Genomic DNA, 18,446 nt, shown 5'->3' with positions numbered 1-18,446 from the left:
GCAGATGGAAAACTTGATTTACGACATTATCAGCTGGGTTGGCCTGACGATCTGTATCGGCGCGTTTTTTATTAAAGATGTGTTCTGGCTTAGATTAGCTACATTAATAGGTTGCAGCCTGTTATTTGTTTACTATAGCCATATCGCCATTCCACAAGGTGTGATCTCAAACCTGTTGGTATTGCTGATTAATGCCTACTACTTGCTGCGCTTTGCTGCCGCCCGGAAAAAAGCCGCTAACACAGACGTAGCTCCGGCCGCCCTGAAACCACAAGCTGAATAAGGCACTTTTGTCCCACCCTGACTCCCGTTATACTTGGCGGTCTTCAGGTCTGAGCCAGTTAGCTCTGCATAACGTAGAGCTAACCAGACCAGCTTAAGTTGCGGAGACCGCTATGCAGGAAGATGATCTCGAGCTGTTTCTTTCTGAAATGGCTGATGTAAAGCCAATATCTCAGGATGCTGTGCTGCAAGCCAGCGGTGAGTTCAGTCCTACCCTTGCACAACAAGCCAGACGTAAAGCCGCTGAACAGGAAATGGAGTACGATCCGCATTATCTGAGTATGGAGTACGTCGAGTTGGTGAAACCCGACGATGTGTTTGCCTATTGCAAAGATGGCGTACAACAGGGTGTATACCGCAATCTGCGCTTGGGCAAGTATCAGTTAGACGCTACGCTGAATTTACTGGGTAAAACCCTGGTTGAAGCACGCAGCGCACTGCAACAATTTATCACCGACTGTCATCAACGCGGCGTGCGAACGCTGTTGATCCAACATGGTATGGGCCGCGACAGCAAGCCGCACCCGGCTATTTTACGCAGCTATGTGTTCAAGTGGTTACCGGCGTTTAGCGTGGTGCTGGCGGCACATACCGCACAGCGGCAACACGGCGGTTATAGCGCGACCTATGTTTTACTGCAGAAGAATGCGGAACAAAAACGCGAAAATCGCGAACGCCATACTAAGCGATAAAAAACTAAGGGCCGCAACTGCGGCCCTTAGTTTTTAGCATACCCAGCAAAATGCCTCTGCCCGGGTCAGAAATGCTGACAACGCCAACAACAGCACTGCTACAGCAAGTGTGGTAAAGCCAAAACCACGATTGGACGCTTTACTCATAAACCAACCTCAACACTATTCTTGTTATTATTTGTCACAGCTGCCGGTTACCATGAGATAAGCGGTCAACTACCTGCGACGAAAAATAGTGTAATCAGTTCGTAACCCTCTGGCAACGCTGTAATTTTAAACAGTTAGTATCCCTGTTGCAGGTCAACCTGGTTAAGTAAAGGCAGGCCCTGCTCCGCCCGGCGATAATTCTCGGCAATTTGTGCCACGACCGACTCGACCCGGGTCACCGCGGAGATATGTGGTGTTATCGTCACTGCCGGATGATGCCAGTAAGGATCCGTTGCGGGTAACGGCTCCTGTCTGAATACATCCAGGCAAGCGGCCTGTAGCTGCCCGGACTCTAACGCCGCCAGCAGCGCCTGATCATCAATAATAGCGCCACGGGCCACGTTAATTAAAATCACGCCAGGTTTCATCAGCGCTAACACCTGCTGATCCAGTAGTTGTGTCGTTGCCGGCGTTAAAGGTAATAAACAGATCACCAGATCAGCCTGTTGCAAGGCTGGCGCCAGGCCATCTGCCCCCGCAAAGCAGCGGATACCCGGAATATCTTTTACGGTTCGTGACCAGCCAGTTACCTGATAACCCTGAGCCTGAAAATATCGCGCAGTGGCGGCTCCCAGCTCCCCCAGCCCAAGTACGCAAAGTGTTTGTAGCGTGCGTGGACTTTTCGGCTTCCACAACGCTTGCTGCTGTTGGCGGTTAAATTGGTCCAGGCGTAAACGATAATAGCTTTCGATACCCGCCAGATAACGCAGCATTGACTCGGTTAAAGCCGGATCAACCACCCGAGCCAGCGGTAAAGCCGGTAAATCCGGATCCGTTACTATGCTGTCGATCCCGGCACCGTAACTTTGTAATGCCTTTAAATTAGGTAACTGTGCCAGTATTCCCGCCGGTTGTTTCCAAAGTACTGCAAAGGTCACCGCAGCCGGATCGGCCAGCTGCGGCCAGATCTCAATTGCTACGCCTGGCAGCGCGGCACGCAGGCGTTGTTGTAAATCTTCAAGTTTACGGTCAGGGATAATCAGGGCAATAGTCACGGCATACTCCGACGTAGTGGCAGGCGCTTACCTTAGCACAAAACAGCCGCGGCGTGGCTGTCGTTAAACTACCATAAAATTGCCAAACAGCTGTCATGCAAAGCGCTTAGGCTCGTCTTCAGCAACCGTTTTCAGGAGTTAACGCCATGCTGAATGTCGAACAAATGATCCAACAACAACTGCCACAGGTCGATCAGCAAAGCTGGTTATATCGCCCGGTGAAATCGCTGCTGAGCTACCTGTTACATGAACAGGATTTTCAGCGCTTTGCTGAGCGCTACCCGCATTTGCAGGGATTAGAGTTTGTCGAACAGGTGTTGGATTACTTTAACTTCAGTTATGCCGTACGCGATAACGAGCTGGAACGGATCCCCAGCAGTGGCCGGGTGGTGATTATCGCCAACCATCCGATTGGCTCACTTGATGGCCTGGCACTGTTGAAGTTGGTCAGCGAAATCCGGCCCGACGTGAAAGTGCTGGCCAATCAGTTACTGATGGCATTACCGCCACTGCATTCACTGCTGCTGCCGGTTAATAATATGAGTGGCGGCACTGAGCGGCGACGCTTAGACGCTATCGGTGCCCATCTGGCGGCGGAAGGTGCGCTGATCTTATTTCCGGCCGGCGAAGTTTCCCGTCTGAAACCAAACGGTATCCGCGATGGCAAATGGCATAGCGGCTTTTTACGTTTTGCGACGCAGAATAAAGCACCGGTGTTACCGATCTATATCGATGGTCGCAATTCTGCTTTGTTTTATAGCGCGTCATTAGTTTACAAGCCGCTGGCAACCGCATTGCTGGTCAAGGAAATGTTTAAACAGCGGCGCAAGTCGATTGGGATGCGGATTGGTGAATTAATTCCGTTTGAAAGCTTCAATGGTTTACAGCTGGAGCTACCGGCCAAGGTCAAGCTATTCAAAAAGCATCTGTACCGGCTGGCAAAGGACAAAAGCCCCCTGTTTAAAACCCAGAGTGCCGTTGCACATCCGGAGGAGCGCGCAGTATTAAAAAGAGCGATAGAACAGTGTCAGCTGTTGGGCGACACCAGTGATAGCAAAAAAATATACCTTTATCAGCATCAGCAAAGTTCGCCCATCATGCGCGAAATTGGCCGGCTGCGGGAACTGGCTTTTCGTGCCGTTGGCGAGGGCAGCGGCCTGCGCCGGGATATCGACCGCTTTGATAGTCACTATGAGCATCTGATTTTATGGGATAAAGATGATCTGGAGATCGTCGGGGCTTATCGCTTTGCTAAGACTGCCAAGGTCATCGCCGAACATGGACAGACCGGACTTTATACCGCTTCGTTGTTTCAGTTCAGCAGCCAAATGCAGCCTTATCTGGCACAGGGGCTGGAACTTGGCCGCAGCTTTGTACAACCCCGTTACTGGGGCAAACGTAGCCTCGACTATCTCTGGGTTGGTATCGGTGCCTACTTAAAACAATCGCCGGATATCAGGTATCTGTTTGGCGGCGTCAGTTTATCGAATAGCTACCCACAGGCAGCGCGGGATCTGATGGTTTATTTTTACTCGCTGTATTTTCAGGATGAGCAACAACGGGCGGTGTCCAATCAACCCTATCAACTGCCGCAGCCGATGTTACAACAGCTGCAGCAACATTTTACCGGTCAGGATTATGCGGCAGACTTTGTGCAGCTTAAACATTTACTGGCCAATATGGGCGTGAGTATACCCACCCTCTATAAACAGTACAGCGAACTGTGCGAGCCGGGTGGTGTAAAGTTTCTGGCCTTTGGTACCGATCCGGATTTTGCCGATTGTATTGATGGCCTGGTGCTGGTGGATTTAACCCAGGTTAAAGCGCAAAAGCGCGCCCGCTATCTCGAGTAAGCCGGACACTGGTAGCGCGTGTAAAGATCCGGTAAAGTTCAGCTGCGATTCAGCCCCACCAGCCTATAAGTTGTATACTTAATGTCCACACCGCTGCGGGCAGCTGGAAACCACCAGATCCCGCCAGTAGTAAGGAGTACGCTATGTCGATACAACGTCAGATTTCGCAATTACTGCTGGCGGCGCTGCTACTGTTACTGACGGCGTGCGCCAGCCAGGCGCAAAGCCGTACCAGCAGCAATACCGAGGCCGAGCTGGACCAGATGCTGGCACCGATTGCCCTCTATCCGGATTCAGTGCTAACCCATGTGTTAATTGCCTCAACCTATCCATTGGAGATTGTGCAGGCCGCACGCTGGTTAGAGCAAAATCCCAATTTAGCCGGTGAGGATGCTGTGGATGCTGCCCAGAGTCAGGATTGGGATCCCAGCGTGCAGGCACTGGTCGCGTTTCCACAATTAATCCAGCGATTAAATGACGACCTGGATTGGACCCAACGGCTGGGCGAAACCTTTCTGGCCGATGAGCCAGGATTAATGGCCAGTATTCAGCGCTTGCGCCAGCGTGCCTATGCCCAGGGTACGCTAAATAAGATGGAGCATGTGGTGGTCGAACGGGAACGCGAAGTTATCGTGATAGAGCCGGCCCGTCGCGAAGTCATTTATGTACCTTATTATGACACCCGTGTAGTGTATGGTAACTGGTGGTGGCCAGCCTACCCACCGGTATACTGGTATGAGCCCCATGGCTATCGCAGTCAGGTCAGTTTTTACTGGAGCTCGGGTTTCCGGATCCGTCCGTCTTTTTATTTCAGTATCTTCGACTGGCATCGCCATCATGTCATAGTACATCACCATTACTATCACAAACCGCCGCGTTATTATCCAAGACGCCATCACTTCCATGATGCACCACGCTGGAGTCATGACCAATACCACCGGCGCGGTGTGCACTACCGGCACAGCTATCTGCGGGATAAACCCGACTATCAGCATCGTCCTGACCGGCCACGTAACTATGATGACCGCTATAACCAAAGAAGCGGCGAACAGTGGCGGGCAGAGCGGCAACAAGCACAGCGGCCACAGTCAGATCGCTTTATTCCCAGAGACAGCAATTTGCGGCCATCGAACCGCCAGCAGCAATATACTGAACGTAACGCAGAACAGCGTCCACAGCGCGATCAGCAGCGGTTTGAACAAAGCAACCGGCCTGAACCGGCACCACGCGGCCGGATAGCTGAGCAGTGGGCAGAAAACGAGCAACGGATCCAGCCGATCCAGCCAGCGGAGACAGCACAACGGCCGCAGCGGCCACAACGCGAAACCGAGCGGGTACAGTATCAGCGGCAACGCCCTGAGCAACAGGTGCAGCCGGTCAGCCGGCCGCAACCGGAAACCCAGCGCGTACAGTATCAGCGCCAGCAATCAGAGCAACGGGTGCAGCCAATTAGCCGGCCACAACGTGAAACCGAGCGTGTGCAGTATCAGCGCCAGCAACCTGAGCAGCGGGTACAACCTGTCAGCCGGCCACAGCCAGAGACGCAACGCGTGCAGTATCAGCGCCAGCAACCTGAGCAGCGGGTACAGTATCAGCGTCAACAACCTGAGCAGCGGGTACAACCCGTCAGCCGGCCACAGCCAGAGCCGCAACGGGTTCAATACCAACGCCCTCAGGCTGAACAACGGGCGCAGACCGTATCAAGACCTGCAGCCGAGCAGCGCCCTGCCCAGGCACAGCGCTCAGTCTCGGAACGTTCAGCCAGGTTTGAGTCGCGGCGCGAGCAAATGCAGTAACACCACTTTGTTGATATAGAACAATACTTCTGACAAAAGGCCCGCAACTGAGCGGGCTTTTTTGATCCAGCCCAAAGTAAATGTCGCTGCAACGCGCAAAATGGCGGCAACTACTCAATGGGAGAATCAAATGAAAACCATGTTATCTGCAGTTACTCTGGGTTTAGGTTTATTGGCTGCACCGGCCATGGCTGAATTTTCGGTCAACGTTGGTGCCATTAGCGTGATGCCAGACGACAGTAGCGGCAACCTGAACGTGGTAGAGACCGTTGCCGGTTTACCCGCCGGCTCGACCGGCGTTAAGGTCAATAGCAATACGCAGCTCGGCCTGACTTTCGACTACAAGCTAACGCAAAATTGGGGTGTACAGTTAATTGCGGCCACGCCTTTTAGCCATAAAATCAGTGGCGATGGCGCTATCGACGGCCTGAAAATTGGTAAAACCAAACATTTACCCCCGACGCTATTAGGCCAATACTATTTTGATGTCGGCAATAGCAATTTTCAGCCATTTCTGGGGCTGGGCGTAAACTATACCAACTTCTTTAATACCGAAGCCGACCAGGAACTGAAAACGACGCTAGTCGCACTGGGTGCAGCCGGTGCTAATGACCCGGTTAGTATTAAACTGAAAAACTCCTGGGGCCTGGCGGCGCAAGCCGGCGTCAATATCAAACTGGCTGATAACCTGGGTGTCCACCTGATGATCAGCAAAATCGATATCGACACCAAGGCGCATGTCCGGGTGAATGGCAACACGGTGCAAAGCGTCGATGTCGCCATCGACCCACTGGTGGCGATGATCGGCCTGCGCTGGACACTGTAAGTTTTATCTTGCCCTTTGCCGTCAACATTTCGGTGTTGACGGTATTTTCCAGGGCGCTCCGACCAAAGTCGGGGCTTTCCCCGCTCCGGCTTCTGGATTAGAGTGTCAAAGAATGTTCAATAGCCGGAGCCGCTATGCCAAGCCCTGTCTCCAATCTGAACTGGCAACAGTTACTAAAATCCGGTAACCGGATTTTTATCGGTTCCCATGCCGCAGTGCCAACGCTGCTGATTGATGATCTGATTGCCAATGCCAAAAGTTTGCACGATATCGAAATCGTGCAACTGGTCACCCTGTCTGACAACAAATGGGCCAGACCGGAATTCCAACACCGCTTTAAAGTGAATACTTTTTTTATTGGTGGCAACACTGTGCGTCAGGCCGTCGCCGAAGGTCGTGCGGATTATACGCCCTGCTTTATGACCGATATTCCGGCGCTGTTTACCGACGGCGTGCTACCGCTGGATGCCGCCCTGATTATGGTCAGCCCGGCCGATGAGCACGGTTATCATTCGTTGGGCGTCGCCGTCGATGTGATTGCGGCCGCTGCCAAAGCTGCAAAAACAGTGATTGCGCAGGTTAATCCGGCGATGCCCATCACTTACGGCCAGTCTTTTATCCATAAAGAGGATATCGACGCCTTTTTTTATGCCGAGCAGGCCCTGCCGGAAGTGCAACCGACTGAGCTGGATCCGCGCACCGAGCGGATCGGCCAGTATGTTTCTCTGCTGGTTGAAGATGGCGCCACCATCCAACTCGGCGTTGGTAAAATTTGCGAAGCCGTCACCCGCTACCTGAGTAATCATAAAGATCTGGGGCTGCATACTGAACTGATGACCGACGGGGTACTGGAACTGATTAAAAAAGGCGTAATCAATAACAGGCGTAAAACCTTTCATCCCGGTAAAAGCGTCACCAGTTTTTGTATTGGAACCAAACAGCTGTACGACTTTGTGCATCAAAACCCGCATATCGGCTTCTATCCCAGTGAGTATGTCAATTCGCCCAGCAACATTGCCCGCAACGAGCGGATGGTGTCAATTAACAGCGCTATCGAGGTCGATTTGACCGGGCAGGTGGTGTCAGATTCAATCGGTCATCAGTTTTATAGTGGCGTCGGTGGTCAGGTTGACTTTAGCCGCGGCGCCTCAATGAGTAACGGTGGTAAACCTATTATTGCCCTGCCCTCTACCGCCAAAAGCGGCTCAATTTCCCGGATCGTGCCGCATATCCGGGAAGGCGCCGGCGTGGTCACCAGCCGCGCCCATGTGCATTATGTGGTCACTGAATTTGGCGTCGCCTCACTGCGCGGCAAAAGTATCCGCGAGCGGGCGCTGGAACTGATCCGGGTCGCCCATCCAAAGTTCCGTAATCAGCTGTTAGCTGAAGTGCGCAAGCATTATTGGGTACCGCATTATCAGGTACAAACCCCGGTCGAAGTGCCGGAGCTGGGACCTGTGGGCTTTAAAGAGCTGACCGTTAACGGCGAAAGCTTTGATTTACGCCCGCTTAATCCGTCGGATGAACGGCGTTTGCAGGAGTTTTTCTACTCCCACACCAAAGAAACACTGCAAATGCGCTACAACTCCGTGCCGACGCAGATGAGTCGCGAGAAGTCCTGTACTTTGGTTAGCGTCGATCAATCGAAAGATCTGGCGCTGTGTATCGTTAAGCAAAAAGGCTCAGTGGTGGAAATTCAGGCCGTCGGCCGTTATTACCTGATTGAAAGCCAGAATAGCTGCGAAGTCGCCTTTGTCACCCGCGAAAAATTTCAGGGCAAAGGCATGGCCAAACGGCTGCTGGCAGAAATGATCAATGTGGCCCGAATTCGGGGTTTAAGCTCAATGCAGGCCTATGTACGGGCAGAAAACAAACCTATGCTCAGAGTATTTGAAAACGCCGGCTTTGTGCGCCTGCCAAGTGACGATCCGTCAGAAGCCTATTTAAAACTGGACTTAACCCCGGCAGGAGAGTGCTGATGCCCATTACCATTTTCAGCCACCCCAGCTGCTACTACCATGAAAATGGCGTTGATCATCCGGAATGTCCGGAGCGCTTATCAGCGATTAACGATCAGCTGATCCGCTCTGGTATGGAATATGTGGTGATGCAGCGCGACGCCAGCCCGGCTAGTAAAGAAGCCTTATATCTGGCGCATGGCAAGCTTTATGTTGACGAGCTGTTTGCCAAAGCGCCACGCGAAGGCCATATTTGGCTCGATCCTGACACCGTGATGGGGCCGAAAAGCCTGAACGCGGCCCTGCATGCTGCTGGTAGCGGGATCAATGCCGTCGATCAGGTAATGGCGGGCACTAATGAACAGGCTTTTTGCGCGGTACGCCCGCCGGGCCACCATGCAACGCGTGAGCAGGCAATGGGCTTTTGCCTGCTAAATAATATTGCGATCGCGGCCGAACATGCCTTGAACCAGTACCAGCTCAGCCGAATTGCCATCGTCGATTTTGACGTACATCATGGCAACGGTACCGAGGATATCTTTCAACATGAACCACGGGTGCTATTTTGCTCCTCGTTTGAACATCCATTGTTTCCGTACACCGGCGCTGAGACAACTAACGAACATATTATCAATCTGCCACTGGCCGGTGGCTGTCGCGGCACCGCCTGGCGGGAACAGGTAAAACAGCACTGGCTACCCGCTATTGATCGTTTTGCACCACAGTTGATTTTAATCTCCGCCGGCTTTGACGGTCATGCTGAAGATGAAATGGCGCATTTTATGTTGCGCGAAGAAGACTACCAGTGGATTGCCACTGAACTGAAGCAACTGGCCGACAAACACTGCCAGGGCCGTATCGTCGCCATGCTGGAAGGCGGTTATGCCTTAAGTGCGCTCGGACGCAGCGTAGTGGCTTTTCTAAAAGGTTTGCTCTAGGTCCAATTTTAGCTGCTAAGCTTAGTGCAACTCAGGGTACTTTTGCTTATGCAGCTGATTAAAAACTATTTTCCATCTTTATCCTATCTGGACCCGGCCAGCGAGGCGGAATTCCGGCTGTATCTGGTTGCCAGTACCCGCCATATTGCGCAGCGGCTGGCATTAGTCTGTGTGGCATTAATGCTATTGTTTTCGATCACAGATATTCTGGTTGGCGACAGCTGGTACAGCCTGGGTAATCTGTCACGCTATACAGCGGCCGGCCTGATTTTACTTTATGCTCTGACGAATAAAACACTTAACGCTGAGCAGTGGTTACAGGGCTGGCTTGGTATCTCAGCCCTGGTTATCTTACTGCTGAGTATTACTTTCTACGGCTCATCCCTCTACTACGGCAAATTGGGTGAAGGTGGCCCTATGGTCGTTGCCTTCGCGATTGCCGCCATTCCGATTTTTAATTTACAACAAAAAATCTTACTCTGGTTACAACTGACCACCGCAGTGTTATACCTGAAATATTGTACTGTTATTGATACCGGCTGGTCCGTTTTTTACCTCATAATAACGATTTTGCTCTGCCTGAGCTGGCAACGGCAGTTCGACCGGTTATTGCGTAGCCAGTTTAAAACCGTCAGGTTGGAACAACAAAAAGCTGAAACCGATCAATTAACCGGTTTGCTTAACCGGCGCAGCTTTGAACAACGTTTGCAAGAAAAGCTGCAAAGCCTGCAAGCCGGCCAACAGCTATCGCTCGGCTTGTTAGATATCGACTATTTTAAACGCTACAACGACCACTATGGTCATCTGGATGGTGATCTGGTGCTGGTTCAATTGTCGCGTTTGCTCTCCGCCGATCCAACTTTATTGGTAGTCCGGTTTGGCGGTGAGGAATTTATTCTGGTTGAGCAACATAATGCAGATATCAGCACCTCACTCCTACAATTACCAGACAAGCTGGCGGCAATGGCGATCCCGCATAAAAACTCACCCTTTGGCGTAGTCACCGCATCGATCGGTATTATCACCCTAAATTACCCGGCCAGCGGTTATCAGAGTGGTCAGTTGATGCACCAAGCCGATCAGCTGCTTTATCAAGCCAAGCAACAGGGCCGTAATCAGGCCCGGCAACAGTTTTTAAACTAGACAAACAGCCTTAATAGTTTAAAAATGCGCGCGACTATTTACTGGCAAGGATTAAGTTTGCACAACACCAAAAAAATCACCACTATAGCTGCCGTTGCTTTTAGCTTAATGATTAGCGCCTGTAGCACTTACAGTACCCAACAAGGCGCCGATGATTTCTTTGACGGCGCGTTCAACAATGCCAAGCAATCTCAGACGCAGTCGCCAACTGCGATTAATCAGGCGGAACCCTCGGTAAAAGCAGACACCCTGGCGGGGATCCTCAATATCGGTTTTGGTTGGATCCGCTTCTTGTTCGCGGAAGAAAAAAGCCAGTAGTGATGCTGTGATAGCCAGTTTCTGACCACAGGAAAAGTACCGAATAAAAAAACCTGCCGCAGCAGGTTTTTTTATTCGGTGAGCTTAAGACGTCGGGTTAAAAATCACCCTAACCAGACCCGGGCATTGCGGAACATCCGCATCCAGGGGCTGTCTTCCTGCCAGTCATCCGGATGCCAGGAGTTGGCCACGGTGCGGAATACCCGCTCCGGGTGTGGCATCATAATGGTAACCCGGCCATCGGTAGTTGTCAGCGCGGTAATACCGGCCACTGAGCCATTCGGGTTTGCCGGATACTGCTCGGTAACCTGACCATAGTTATCAACAAAACGCAGTGCCACAGTGCCGCTCTGGTTGGCAGCGGCAAAGGCAGCTTGAGAAGCAAACTCGGCATGACCTTCACCGTGCGATACCGCAATCGGCATCCGCGAGCCAGCCATACCGCTAAAGAACAGCGACGGGCTTTGCTGCACTTCCACCAGGCTGAAGCGGGCTTCAAAGCGCTCAGATTTATTGCGCACAAAGTGTGGCCATAAATCAGCACCCGGGATTAGACTCTTCAGATTCGACATCATCTGACAACCGTTACAAACACCCAGCGCAAAGGTAGATTGCCGTTCAAAGAAGGTCTGGAACTCTTTACGTGCCTGCTCGTTAAACAGCACTGACTTGGCCCAGCCTTCACCGGCCCCTAACACGTCACCGTAAGAGAAGCCACCACAGGCTGCTAAACCGTTAAAGTCTTTTAACGACACCTGACCGCTCAGAATATCGCTCATATGCACGTCAACGGCGCTAAAGCCGGCACGGTTAAAGGCAGCGGCCATTTCCAGCTGCGAGTTAACGCCCTGCTCGCGCAGAATCGCGATCCTGGGTGCTGCACCTTTTAAAATCATCGGCGCGGCAATATCGGCATTCGGATCAAAGGTCAGTTTGGCGTGCAAGCCCGGATCCAGCTGATCGGCCTTGGCGTCAAACTCCTGCTTGGCGCCCGCCGGGTTATCGCGCAGGCTCTGCATCTGATAAGTCGTTTCGGCCCAGACGGTGCGCAGACGGCTGCGGCTATCGTTAAATACCACTGTGCCCTGCTGGCTGATCACAAAACGATCGCTTTGTTCAACTTTACCTACAACATGGCTTAAGTCTGCCAGGTTATGTGTTGCCAGCACCTGCTGGACATAAGCCAGTTCACTGTCGGCAACCTGCAGCACCGCACCCAGCTCTTCGCTGAATAACGCCGCCAGCGCATCGCTACCCAGAGCGCTGATATCGGCGGCGATACCGGCTTTACCGGCAAAGGCCATCTCGGCCAGGGTGACAAATAAACCACCGTCGGAGCGATCATGGTAGGCCAGCAATTTCTGCTCGCGCGTCAGTTGCTGCATGGCACTAAAGAAGTTAATCAGTAGCTGCGGGCTATCCAGATCAGCAGGCTGATCGCCCAGTTGCTTATACACCTGAGCTAAACACGAGCCGCCTAAGCGGTTAGCGCCCTGCCCCAGATCAATTAACAACAGGGAGCTGGCACCTTTATCCGTGCGCAGCTGTGGCGTCACGGTTTTACGGATATCTTCTACCCGGGCAAAGGCGGTGATAATCAGCGACATAGGCGCGGTAACGGCCTTATCTTCACCATCCTGTTGCCAGCGGGTTTTCATTGACATCGAGTCTTTGCCCACCGGGATCGTCACTTTTAGTGCCGGACACAGCTCTTCGCCGACCGCTTTTACTGCCGCATATAAACCGGCATCTTCGCCCGGGTGACCGGCGGCGGCCATCCAGTTGGCAGAAAGTTTAATCCGGTTTAAGTCGCCAATATCTGTGGCAGCAATATTAGTAATAGCTTCCGCTACGGCCAGACGGGCCGAGGCAGCAAAGTCCAGCAAGGCAACCGGCGTCCGCTCACCCATCGCCATGGCTTCGCCATGGTAAGTATCATAACTGGCGGCAGTGACACCACAGTTCGCCACCGGCACCTGCCAGGGGCCCACCATCTGATCGCGCGCCACTAAACCCGTTACCGTACGATCACCAATAGTTACCAGGAAGGTTTTCTCGGCAATGGTCGGCAAACGTAATAAACGCTCAGCCGCATCGGCGATGCTAATATCAGTGCGATCCAGCGGTTTGGCCGGCGCTTTTAAGCTTTGCACTTCGCGGTGCATTTTTGGCGCCTTGCCCAGTAACACGTTTAACGGCAGATCAATCGGCGTATTGCCAAAGTAGCTGTCGCTCAGCGTTAAATGCTGTTCGGCGGTGGCTTCACCCACTACCGCATAAGGGGCACGTTCACGTTTACAGATGGCTTCGAATACCGGCATTTTGTCGGCCGGGATCGCCATCACATAGCGCTCCTGCGATTCGTTACACCAGATTTGCAGCGGCGACATGCCAGGCTCATCGTTCGGTACATTACGCAGCTCGAACTTACCACCGACACCGCCGTCGTTTACCAGCTCCGGGAAGGCATTGGATAAACCGCCGGCACCAACGTCATGAATAAAGACGATAGGGTTGTCCTGGCCCAGCTGCCAGCAGCGGTCAATCACTTCCTGACAACGGCGTTCAATTTCCGGGTTCTCGCGCTGTACCGAAGCAAAGTCCAGATCTTCATTCGACTGGCCTGATGCCATCGAAGACGCCGCACCACCACCCAGACCGATATTCATCGCCGGGCCGCCTAATACCACCAGCTTGGCACCCACTGGCAAATCGCCTTTTTGGACGTGCTCTGCGCGGATATTGCCCAGACCACCGGCAATCATAATCGGCTTATGGTAACCACGAACTTCTTCGCCGTTATGGCTGTGTACCTTTTCTTCATAAGTACGGAAATAACCGTTGATCGCCGGACGACCAAATTCGTTGTTAAAGGCGGCGCCACCCAGTGGGCCTTCCAGCATAATGTCCAGTGCGGTAACAATGCGCTCCGGCTTACCAAAATCACTTTCCCACGGCTGTACAAAGCCTGGAATACGCAGGTTAGACACAGAGAAACCCACTAAGCCCGCTTTGGGCTTAGAGCCCACGCCAGTCGCACCCTCGTCACGGATTTCGCCGCCCGAGCCGGTTGCCGCCCCCGGATAAGGTGAAATCGCCGTGGGGTGGTTATGGGTTTCTACCTTCATCAGCACATGGATCGGCTCATGGTGATACTGATACTCGCGGCTAGCCGGCGTCGGGAAGAAACGACCGGCTTCAGAGCCAACCATCACGGCAGCGTTATCTTTATAGGCTGATAACACATAATCCGGTGTTTGCTCGAAGGTATTTTTAATCATTTTAAACAGCGACTTAGGCTGTTTTACGCCATCGATGGTCCAGTCGGCGTTAAAAATCTTGTGCCGGCAGTGCTCAGAGTTGGCCTGCGCAAACATATAGAGTTCAATGTCGTTCGGGTTGCGGCCCAGCTGCTGAAAATTGCTGACCAGATAATCAATTTCATCATCGGCCAAGGCCAGACCCATCGTCTGGTTAGCCTGTTCCAGTGCCGCACGGCCACCGCTCAGAATGTCCACCGAGCTTAAGGTTCCCGGTTCGGCCTTGGCAAACAGCGCGGCTGCCTGCTCCAACTCGGTAAATACCGCTTCCATCATCCGATCATGTAACAGGCTGGGCAGTTGTTGCTGCTGAGCCGCAGTTAACGCCACCGCATCAACATAATAGGCAATACCACGCTCTAAGCGTTTTACCGTTGGCAGGTTACAGTTGCGGGCAATGTCGGTGGCTTTAGAAGACCAGGGCGAAATGGTGCCGGGGCGTGGTGTCACTAACAGCAACAAGCCTGTTGGCTGGTGACTGGCGATACTCGGACCATAGGTTAACAGTTTATCCAGCACCTGCTGCTGTTCGCTGCTAAGTGGTGCCGATAAATCAGCAAAATGCATATATTCGGCATAGATACCGTTAACCGGTAAATTTTGCTGGGCACAAAGATCGAGTAACTTTTGAATTCGGAATTCGGACAGTGCAGGTGCACCACGCAGGATCAACATAGGCTATTTTCCGTTGGTTGAACGACAGTGGAACCTAAAAAGGCGCCACATTATAAAGAAAATTCGCGCTAAGTGATATGTGAAAAGGCTGGCTGCGACTAAGAAGTTTGCGGTAACATCGCAAAATCGTCTAAACCGGAACTGATTATGCTGCGATTATGGTCTGTGCTTTGCCTGAGCTTGCTGTTACTGGCCTGCTCTAAGCCATTGCCAGAGCAAACAAATCAGCTGGCTGACATTTATCAGCGCGGTCAATTACGGGTTGGCATCCTGCATGGCCCGACCAGTTACTATATTGGTGTCGATGGCCCTACCGGCTTTGAGTATGAGTTGGCTAAGGGGCTGGCCGATCGCTTAGGCGTTGAACTGCAACTGTTCCCCAGCTTCGATTTAGATGATTTACAAACCAAGCTGAAAAATGGTCAGGTTGATTTTATTGCCGGCGGCCTGACACTCACCCCAGAGCGCACCCAAAAATTCCGGGCGGCACCGGCCTACCGCTGGATTAACGAACTGTTGGTGTTTCGCCAGGGCAACAACTGGCCGCAACAATTAACCGACCTGACTGAGCCAGTGATTGTATCCGCTCACAGTAGCCATGCGGAAACCCTGAAACGACTCAGTGCAGAGATTCCTGGGCTGAGCTATCAGGAAGATCCGGAGCTGGATGCCGACGAGCTACTGCAAAAAGTGGTCGATGGCAGTATCAACTATACGCTGACAGACTCTAATCAGCTGGCAGTTAACCGCCGTTTATTCCCACAGCTGACGATTGGCTTTACTGTCAGCGAAAACTTACCAGTGGGCTGGTTACTACCAAAAACCCAGGACGACAGCCTGTTTAGCGTGTTAATTGAATACTTTGGCCACGTATACCAAAACGGCGATCTGGTGACACTGGAGGATCGGTATTTTGGCCATGTAGAACAGTTCGATTACGTGGATACCATCCGTTTTATCCGCGCCATTGACGATACGCTGCCAAAATTTAAATCCTGGTTTATGGAATATGCCGGTGAGCTGGATTGGCGTTTACTGGCCGCCCTGAGTTATCAGGAGTCGCACTGGAATCCGAAAGCCCGCAGCCCCACCGGGGTGCGCGGCCTGATGATGTTAACCCTGCCAACGGCGCAGCAGATGGGCGTACAAAGCCGGATTGACCCTGAGCAGAGTATCGACGGTGGTAGCCGTTATCTGCAAATGCTGTTAACCCGTATTCCGGAGCGGATCCCGATGCCGGACCGGCTATGGTTTGCGCTAGCCTCGTACAATATTGGCTGGGGCCATCTGGAAGATGCCCGTCGTCTGACGCAGCGTGATGGTGCCGATCCGGATAAATGGCTGGAAGTAAAACAACGCTTACCGCTGCTACGCAAAAAATCGGTGTATCAACATACCCGCTTTGGTTTTGCCCGTGGCGATGAAGCCGCGCTCTATGTTGAAAATATCCGTCGCTATTACGATACCCTGGTAGGAGTAGACGAGCGGCAACAACTGGAACAAAAGCTGGAACAACAACGGCAACGACTGGTCGAACAGACGGAGCAAGTTGCTGACGCGCCGCCCCTGTCACAATAAATTCATCCGGGGTGCTTGCAGCCCGCCGGCCCTGCCCATATTATTCTCAACATGGTAAACAACAGGATAAATCTATGCTAAAAAAGAAAAAGCCGGCGTTAAAACGTCGCCGCCGGATGTTGGATGTGGCATCCAGCCGCCGCCGCATTAAGCGTAATTTGCAGATTAAAAAAGTACATCACCGCCGTCGGTGTTTTTTAACTTACTTTCGGCATCTGGCTGAATCCCCTGCTGTTTGAGCTGTTTTTTCTCTGCCCGCCGGCGCTGAAAAAACGCCGACAGCATGGCCGCACATTCCTCTGCTAACACCCCTGACGTGACGTCAAGCTGATGATTAAACTGCGGATACCGCACCAAATCCAACACTGAGCCAGCTGCCCCGGTCTTGTAATCACTGGCACCGAATACCAAGCGTGCGATCCGGCTATGTACTAATACCCCGGCACACATACTGCAGGGCTCCAGCGTGACATAGAGCGTGCAATCTAACAGCCGGTAATTGGCTAACTTTTGGCCAGCCTGGCGAATTGCCAGCATCTCGGCATGCGCTGAGGGATCATTCAGGCTAATCATCTGGTTCCAGCCTTCGGCGATAATCTGCTGATCCTTGACCAATATCGCCCCAACCGGTACTTCACCCAGTTGTTCCGCCCGCTGTGCCAGCAGCATGGCATGGCGCATCCACTGTTCGTCAGTCATAAAGCCTTACAAAAATTCACTTTCTTTGGCCAATTTTACCACTAGACTATGTTAAAGCTGACTAAATATTTGCATTTTACGCTAAGTACAAGCCGCACCTTTAAATCAATTTGCTTTTAATCAATAACTTAAAATAATGGCATTGTGCTTGCTTTTCCTTACAAAAAAACAGCAAGGAGATAACAATGGATATTGGCGTGGTTGTAATAGTGGTAGTGGCAATCGTCGGTGGCGTGGCCTATGATGCGCTGAAAATGCGTTATAAATACCGGCATCTGGCGTCAGGTAAAGGCTTTGATGAACTGCAGCAGGAACTGCTGGCAGTAAAAGAGCGCCTGGCGACACTGGAAAGCATAGTGACAGATAAAAAATATCAGTTAAAAGAAGAAATTAACCGGTTATAACAGGGAGAACACAGATGGGTCCATTTGAAATTGCCGCTATCGCCATTATTGGTGGCCTGGGTTACGCAGCCTACGAAACGCATATGAAAACCAAAGGCAAAGCCGGCAAGGCGGATATCGAAGCCTTACAGGCAGAAATTGCCAAACTGAAGGAACGGGTGGGCACCCTGGAAAGTATTGTTACCGACAAGTCCTATCAGCTAAAAGAGCAGATTAACAAGCTCTGACAACACCATCCTAAGACCTCCGGAACGGGCTGCTTACTGCAGCCCGTTTTTTTGCTGTAACAGCCCAGACTTTAGCGCTGTCACAAGCCCAGACGCTGGCCCTGCCGCTGACTGCGTGCTCTGATAAAGATTTTCGCTACTAATTGGTTAATTTCGCTAAGCCAGATGGTCTAAAATCTCTACAGCGATAAACAGTGCAACTTAAGTAATTGATATCTAACAACTATATTATTGGCATACAGTTTGATTACCTTAAGCTAACCTGAATCAATAGCTTGCACAAAAGGACCTTAGTATGAACAGAACAATCGTTATTATTTTATTAGTCGCCGTAGGTATTTACTGCTTACCAAGCTTAATCGCCATTGCTGCAACCATCTTTGGCTTATTAATTGGTCTGGTCGGTGCGGTCATTGGTATCGGCCTGACTTTGTTATTCACCGTATTACCCCTGGTGATCCTGGGTTATCTGGTCTGGTGGCTGGTGCGTGATAACAAACGTAGCCGGCAGTATTAAGCAACACCGGTAGCACTA

At 51.9% G+C, this 18,446-nt stretch carries 16 protein-coding genes; 13 read left to right on the top strand and 3 right to left on the bottom strand.

All coding sequences use genetic code 11. The features are described from left to right. The first annotated feature begins 4 nt into the window (after positions 1 to 4). Both AAY72_RS11875 and smrA read left to right on the top strand, forming a co-directional pair. Positions 5 to 283, top strand: a complete 279-nt coding sequence (locus AAY72_RS11875) for a hypothetical protein (protein ID WP_008985692.1) — start codon at positions 5 to 7, stop codon at positions 281 to 283. A 112-nt stretch (positions 284 to 395) separates the two neighbouring features. Continuing rightward, on the top strand, positions 396 to 974 hold the full coding sequence (smrA, locus tag AAY72_RS11870) for a DNA endonuclease SmrA (protein ID WP_057787706.1): 579 nt from the start codon (positions 396 to 398) through the stop codon (positions 972 to 974). A gap of 281 nt (positions 975 to 1,255) precedes the next feature. Here the strand turns inward: smrA and AAY72_RS11865 are convergent, their stop codons facing one another. After that, the gene (locus AAY72_RS11865) at positions 1,256 to 2,176 is read right to left on the bottom strand and encodes a glyoxylate/hydroxypyruvate reductase A (protein WP_057787704.1); all 921 of its coding nucleotides are present in this window, start codon (positions 2,174 to 2,176) and stop codon (positions 1,256 to 1,258) included. Positions 2,177 to 2,322: 146 nt separating this feature from the next. Here AAY72_RS11865 and AAY72_RS11860 point away from each other — a divergent pair, with 146 nt between their 5' ends. The 7 genes from AAY72_RS11860 to AAY72_RS11830 all read left to right on the top strand — a co-directional run bounded on the left by AAY72_RS11860 (position 2,323) and on the right by AAY72_RS11830 (position 11,008). Then, the gene (locus tag AAY72_RS11860) at positions 2,323 to 4,029 is read left to right on the top strand and encodes a lysophospholipid acyltransferase family protein (protein ID WP_057787702.1); all 1,707 of its coding nucleotides are present in this window, start codon (positions 2,323 to 2,325) and stop codon (positions 4,027 to 4,029) included. A 143-nt stretch (positions 4,030 to 4,172) separates the two neighbouring features. Further along, positions 4,173 to 5,825 (top strand): DUF3300 domain-containing protein, encoded by a 1,653-nt coding sequence (locus AAY72_RS11855; RefSeq protein ID WP_057787700.1) that lies wholly within the window; start codon positions 4,173 to 4,175, stop codon positions 5,823 to 5,825. A 130-nt stretch (positions 5,826 to 5,955) separates the two neighbouring features. Beyond that, positions 5,956 to 6,651 (top strand): OmpW family protein, encoded by a 696-nt coding sequence (locus AAY72_RS11850; protein WP_057787781.1) that lies wholly within the window; start codon positions 5,956 to 5,958, stop codon positions 6,649 to 6,651. 134 nt (positions 6,652 to 6,785) lie between these two features. Continuing rightward, positions 6,786 to 8,630 carry a bifunctional acetyl-CoA hydrolase/transferase family protein/GNAT family N-acetyltransferase gene (locus AAY72_RS11845; protein WP_057787698.1) on the top strand — a complete coding sequence of 615 codons (1,845 nt, stop codon included), beginning with the start codon at positions 6,786 to 6,788 and terminating at the stop codon, positions 8,628 to 8,630. Continuing rightward, positions 8,630 to 9,547 (top strand): histone deacetylase family protein, encoded by a 918-nt coding sequence (locus AAY72_RS11840; RefSeq protein ID WP_057787696.1) that lies wholly within the window; start codon positions 8,630 to 8,632, stop codon positions 9,545 to 9,547. Before AAY72_RS11845 ends, AAY72_RS11840 begins: the two co-directional genes overlap by 1 nt. Positions 9,548 to 9,595: 48 nt before the next feature. Further along, positions 9,596 to 10,690, top strand: a complete 1,095-nt coding sequence (locus tag AAY72_RS11835) for a diguanylate cyclase (RefSeq protein WP_057787694.1) — start codon at positions 9,596 to 9,598, stop codon at positions 10,688 to 10,690. Between the two features lie 57 nt (positions 10,691 to 10,747). Beyond that, positions 10,748 to 11,008, top strand: a complete 261-nt coding sequence (locus tag AAY72_RS11830; protein ID WP_057787779.1) for a hypothetical protein — start codon at positions 10,748 to 10,750, stop codon at positions 11,006 to 11,008. A 104-nt stretch (positions 11,009 to 11,112) separates the two neighbouring features. Here AAY72_RS11830 and purL read toward each other — a convergent pair whose 3' ends face one another. Continuing rightward, entirely contained in the window at positions 11,113 to 15,003 is a 3,891-nt protein-coding gene (purL, locus tag AAY72_RS11825) for a phosphoribosylformylglycinamidine synthase (RefSeq protein WP_057787692.1), read from the bottom strand. A 147-nt stretch (positions 15,004 to 15,150) separates the two neighbouring features. Between purL and mltF the strand changes: the two genes are divergently transcribed. Further along, the gene (gene mltF / locus AAY72_RS11820; RefSeq protein WP_057787690.1) at positions 15,151 to 16,581 is read left to right on the top strand and encodes a membrane-bound lytic murein transglycosylase MltF; all 1,431 of its coding nucleotides are present in this window, start codon (positions 15,151 to 15,153) and stop codon (positions 16,579 to 16,581) included. 165 nt (positions 16,582 to 16,746) lie between these two features. Here the strand turns inward: mltF and tadA are convergent, their stop codons facing one another. Further along, positions 16,747 to 17,280: a tRNA adenosine(34) deaminase TadA gene (gene tadA / locus AAY72_RS11815; RefSeq protein WP_057787688.1), complete on the bottom strand. Its 534-nt coding sequence runs from the start codon at positions 17,278 to 17,280 to the stop codon at positions 16,747 to 16,749. Positions 17,281 to 17,465: 185 nt separating this feature from the next. On the opposite strand from tadA, the gene AAY72_RS11810 reads away from it, so the two are divergent. From AAY72_RS11810 to AAY72_RS11800, 3 genes are all read left to right on the top strand, one after another. After that, positions 17,466 to 17,684, top strand: coding sequence for a hypothetical protein (locus AAY72_RS11810; RefSeq protein ID WP_008608920.1), 219 nt, complete (start codon positions 17,466 to 17,468; stop codon positions 17,682 to 17,684). A 14-nt stretch (positions 17,685 to 17,698) separates the two neighbouring features. Further along, on the top strand, positions 17,699 to 17,911 hold the full coding sequence (locus tag AAY72_RS11805) for a hypothetical protein (RefSeq protein ID WP_008608921.1): 213 nt from the start codon (positions 17,699 to 17,701) through the stop codon (positions 17,909 to 17,911). A gap of 295 nt (positions 17,912 to 18,206) precedes the next feature. Next, complete coding sequence (locus tag AAY72_RS11800; protein ID WP_008608922.1) at positions 18,207 to 18,428, top strand: hypothetical protein; 222 nt, start codon at positions 18,207 to 18,209, stop codon at positions 18,426 to 18,428. Positions 18,429 to 18,446 lie beyond the last annotated feature (18 nt).

The organism is Alishewanella sp. WH16-1 (genome assembly GCF_001441695.1).
Taxonomy (GTDB): Bacteria; Pseudomonadota; Gammaproteobacteria; order Enterobacterales; family Alteromonadaceae; genus Alishewanella; species Alishewanella agri.
Note: the sequence above shows the minus strand (reverse complement) of the source record. Positions and strands in the feature narration are given on the sequence as shown.